General features: G+C 67.1%; 3 protein-coding genes. All 3 read right to left on the bottom strand.

Going from position 1 to position 4,276, the window contains the following annotated elements:
* Positions 1–31 precede the first annotated feature (31 nt).
* The 3 genes from GA0115233_RS39585 to GA0115233_RS39575 all read right to left on the bottom strand — a co-directional run bounded on the left by GA0115233_RS39585 (position 32) and on the right by GA0115233_RS39575 (position 4,087).
* Positions 32–1,888: a hypothetical protein gene (locus tag GA0115233_RS39585; protein ID WP_176712116.1), complete on the bottom strand. Its 1,857-nt coding sequence runs from the start codon at positions 1,886–1,888 to the stop codon at positions 32–34.
* A gap of 305 nt (positions 1,889–2,193) precedes the next feature.
* On the bottom strand, positions 2,194–2,703 hold the full coding sequence (locus GA0115233_RS39580; RefSeq protein ID WP_176712117.1) for an NUDIX domain-containing protein: 510 nt from the start codon (positions 2,701–2,703) through the stop codon (positions 2,194–2,196).
* A 400-nt stretch (positions 2,704–3,103) separates the two neighbouring features.
* Positions 3,104–4,087 carry a phosphotransferase family protein gene (locus GA0115233_RS39575; RefSeq protein ID WP_093725600.1) on the bottom strand — a complete coding sequence of 328 codons (984 nt, stop codon included), beginning with the start codon at positions 4,085–4,087 and terminating at the stop codon, positions 3,104–3,106.
* Positions 4,088–4,276 lie beyond the last annotated feature (189 nt).

Here is a 4,276-nt window from a genome sequence, read left to right as displayed (position 1 = left end):
GGAGCCGGACACCGTCGTCGGCCCCATTGCCCTATGGGACGTTAGCTGGGTGAGCCACGGGAGCATCCGGGGCTTCGGTCGGCTCGGTAGTAAGAGGGGCTTCAGGCCACAGGCGGTGAGCGAGAGCGTTTGCCGCAGTGATCATCTGGGCGTGGGTGGGCTGTTCGGTCTGTGGGTCCAGGACGGTGGGCGGGTGCGGGCTGAGCCCGGGGCCGTGGGCGATTGCCCGGTTGGCGGGGAAGCGCCCGAGAACAGGTGTCCCGTAGCGGGCGAGCTCATTCTCGACGGCCACGTCGAAGTCGTCGGGCTGTACGTCGAGGGTGGCGGGGTTGACGAGCAGCATCCCGGTCAGGGGGCGCTTCGAGGTCCAACGACCCAGCTCCTGCTGGCGCCACTGCATGGCCGATTCGGCAGGCGTCAGCATCACGGCTTCGGCGGGGAGCGGGATATGCCGCTCGTAGGGTTCTGCCCGGTGTACGAGGATTCGTGCGTCGGTGAGCCGGCCGAGGGAGTGTTCTTCCCAGGGCCAGTCGTCGTTCCTGCTGATCAGGAATACGCGGTCGAAGCGACGCCGGGCGTCCGCCAGCGCGGCGGCGACTGCTTCGGCATCGTCGGAGACTTTCAGCGACCAGAGTTCTCCAGGTGGCGGGGCGATACGAAGCCGCCGCCACCCCTCGACTGTGCTTGGGACCGGGGCCGTGGCCCATGACGGCTGCCCAGGGTCACGGAAGCCGATCCAGCCGTCCCGGTCCCGAGCGAGGATGATGGCGGCGACCAGGCCCTGCGTCGTCCATACGGCCGCGATCTGCTCCGCCACCCAGGACAGATCGTCCCGGTGCATGCCGCCGGTGTGTGGCACCCCTGTGAGCTGGATGGTGACACCGTCGTGGTCCTGGGCGCCGCGATCTGGGCCCTCGACGTTGGTGTTTGGGCGACTGACGCTGAGGCGATCACCGATCGCGGTCAGCGGCCGTGGACCGGGCACCGGAACGTGTGGGAGGGACGCGGCCTTACAGCTGCGCACGGTGAGCACGCCCCTCCAGTCCCACGTTCCGGGCCGCGGGGCCAGTCGTACCGTGCACTCCTCGGCGCCGCAGGCATGGTCCAGGAGACGTAGGCCGCAGCCCACGACGCGGTCCGTCAGCACTTCGATGAGCCGAGCGTCGTCGAACTGCGGTCCGGCCACCTGGCGTTCCAAGATCCAGTCGAGTCCGTAGTCGGTCATCTGGGTGGCCATCCGCACCCCGGCGTAGCCCGCCAGACTGTCCCACAGGCGCGGACGCCGCAGAAGGGCACTGCCCATCGCGGAGGAGGCGCTGAGCTGGCGCACCAAACTGCGCGCCGCCGGTTCTCTCCGCCGAGGCCCCGGCTCCGGACGCTGAGGATCCCACTGTGTGCTGTGCCCAGCCATTCGGATCCGCTCTTCGTAGGCGGCCAGCAGCGCGGGCAGGTCCACCCCGTGTGGTCCGGTCACCCACACCGCCGGCTCGGCAGCCCGCCACGACCGCTCGTACACCCAGGTACGAAATCCGAACCGCAACCGCTTGGTGTCGGTCTGGACGACCAACCCGCGCACCCCGCGCCACGGCCCCCTCTTCGGCTGGTATGGCAGTAGCTCAAACAGGGCGTGCACGTCCTCGGACCGCTCCACCCGGAGCACCAGACCCTCGGCCACGGGCTTGGTCTCCCGCACTCCGAACGGCCGGGTCTGTCCAGTCACCGCGCCCAGTGCGGAGACGAGCACGGACTCCAACAGGGCCTGGGCCGTCCAAGCGGCAGGGATCAACTGGTCGAAGTGTTGAAGTGCGCCGAGGCGCTGCCGCGCGCCTTCCAGAGACTCACCGGTGAGCTGGGCGGCGGCGTTACTGATTTGGTCGAGGTTGTACATGACGCGCTCCCTCCGCAGAAGCCGCCCCCCGACCTGGGCAGCGAAGGCGCGTGTCAACACAGCGACAGCAGATAGAAAACGAGATGAGGGCCAAGCGACGTAGGTTCTCCGGGCAATGCCCTCTGAGGTCGGGGCAGGCATCCAGAACTGGCCGCGTCCGAGGCCAGGCGAGGCGAACCTATTGCATCTGCTCGTCAGCGTTCAACCACATCACATGCGCATCCCTCGAATAGCGTACGAGCTGGGGATGCCGGCCCAACCCAGAGAGCTCGGAACGACCAGCGGCTTCATTCCTCTGACGCAGCTCACGAACACCCTCTCCGCGAAGACGTCGGGGCAGCGCGACATGCAAGATACCGATCGAAAATCTCCTGACTATCAGGAGTGAAGGTCCACTGCTGCAGAGCCCGCCGCAGCTCGGACGCGGTCAGCCACCCGTGCCAGGCCACCTCTGCTGGGTCGGGGGCGACGATCTCCGGAAGCATGGCATCGCACACCCCAAGCCAGTGAGGGCTGAGCCCACCCCGGTTGAGGAACGTGAACCGAAGGCACACTGCCGCCCGCGCCCCCAGCTCCTCACTGAGCTCGCGGGCAGCCGCCTGCTCATAAGACTCGCCAACTCCCGCAGCGCCCCCGACACCGAGTTCGTAGTGCCCCGGGAAACGGGACAGCTGCTCGGCACGACGATGGACGAGAAAGCGACCTTGCCCATCGCGGCACACCACCACGCCAACCCGGTGCAGCCAGCCCTCCCGGACAGCCTCCCTCCGGCTGACCACTCCCAGCACTCGGTCCTGAGCATCGACACGTTCCACGAGTTCATCCACGACGCACACGGTCCCAGACACCACTGACACCCGACCGAAATGCCCAGAGGGTCAAGCCACTAGCCCCGTCGGACGAACTCCACTACACCGAACGACAGGTCACGCTCCCGTCTCGATTCTCAATAACTTGTCTTTGAGCCCTGTACAGCGGGCATGAAGACCTGGTTCGAACTGGCAGTGCCCGACTCCGCAAGAGGCAGCGCAACTGTGCCCTCCCGGACTGCACCGTGACCGCCCGGATATCAGGCAAAGCGGATCGGCTACCACCCCGTGACGGACTTCGCGGTGTACGACCTCTAGCTCGTGCCCGTGCTGCTTCCCAGGTCTGCCGTCGTGCATCGTCGGGGCTCGGCAGCCCGCCTCGGCCACATCGGGTTTACGGACGCAGTCAGAACGACCAGCTGCGCCGGTCGGACAGCCATCGCAGAGTGACTTCGCCGCACCATGTCTGATGCTGGCGAAGGTGCGGTGACCAGTCCGCCGGAGGCTGTGCACCGGAGACCAGGAAGAAGCCAGAGAGCGCGGCGAGGGCGGCATCGAGCTGCTCGTCGGCGACCCCGAGGGCGGTGGGATGCGCCGCGAACAGAGTCGTGGCGTCGTGACCGTCAGCGAACGCGGTGGCCAAGAGGAGGACCAGGTCGAACCAACTGGCCCCGACACACGGCCAGTTCCAGTCGCAGATCCACGCGCCGCCGCGGGTATCGATGAGTACGTTGTCCTGGCGCAGGTCGTGGTGCAAGACGGCGGTGCCCGCTGTGGCCATTCGCCATTGGCCCTCCAGCTCAGCCAGCTGCGGCGTGAGCCCGAGCGGCATCCATGCAGGCAGAAGCTCCGGCCTGGTCCTGCCGGCTTGCAGGTCGCGCCAGTCGGTGAAGTCGCCCTCGGCGTCGATCGGCTTGAGACCGAGTTCCAGTATTTGTGGCGAAGCCACGGCGAGCGCCTCCGCCGCGGTGGCGTAGATGTCCAGGGTGGCGTTCAGGTCGTTGGACTGCCAGGGTTCGGCGGGCATGTGCCCGCCATCGACCGCGTCGAAGCCAAGGACAACCCATTCGTCCTGCTCCTCGATCCACTGCAAGCGGGGAGCCGGAACCTCCGGGGGCAGTGCCTGGTTGATCAACGCCTCCCTCCGGTAACAGTCGGCGATCACAGCGTTCTCTCCGCCGTTGACCGCCTTGATGAACTGCGTGCCGCTGCTTCCGTGGGCAACCGCGGCAAACCCACTGGTGAAGCCGCTCCCCGCACTTGGCTCCGCGTCCACCACACCACCCAAGTGCCGTGAGATCAGCTGCCAGACGGCATGTGGAAGGTCGCCCCAGCGCGGACGTACCGCTGTGGAGTTGTACTGCAGGCGCGGGGTGACGATGTTCGGCATTCTGCAAGAGTGGGGGAACCCATCCTCCCTGTGCGACAGATTTTTAGTACGGGTCCGGGCCAGTCCACCTGGTAGCAGCCACTACCTCGCCGAACGGCGCAGCCACGACGCTGGACGCGCTACCGGAGGACGAGCAGATCCGTGCGTTCGACGAGTGGGGAAAGAGTTCGGTCGTCGTGGCCTTGGGCG

It is taken from the genome of Streptomyces sp. DI166 (assembly GCF_900091315.1).
In the GTDB taxonomy this organism is placed as follows: Bacteria; Actinomycetota; Actinomycetes; order Streptomycetales; family Streptomycetaceae; genus Streptomyces; species Streptomyces fuscus.
The sequence above is the reverse complement of the archived record's forward strand: the minus strand, read 5'-3'. Positions and strand labels throughout refer to the sequence as shown.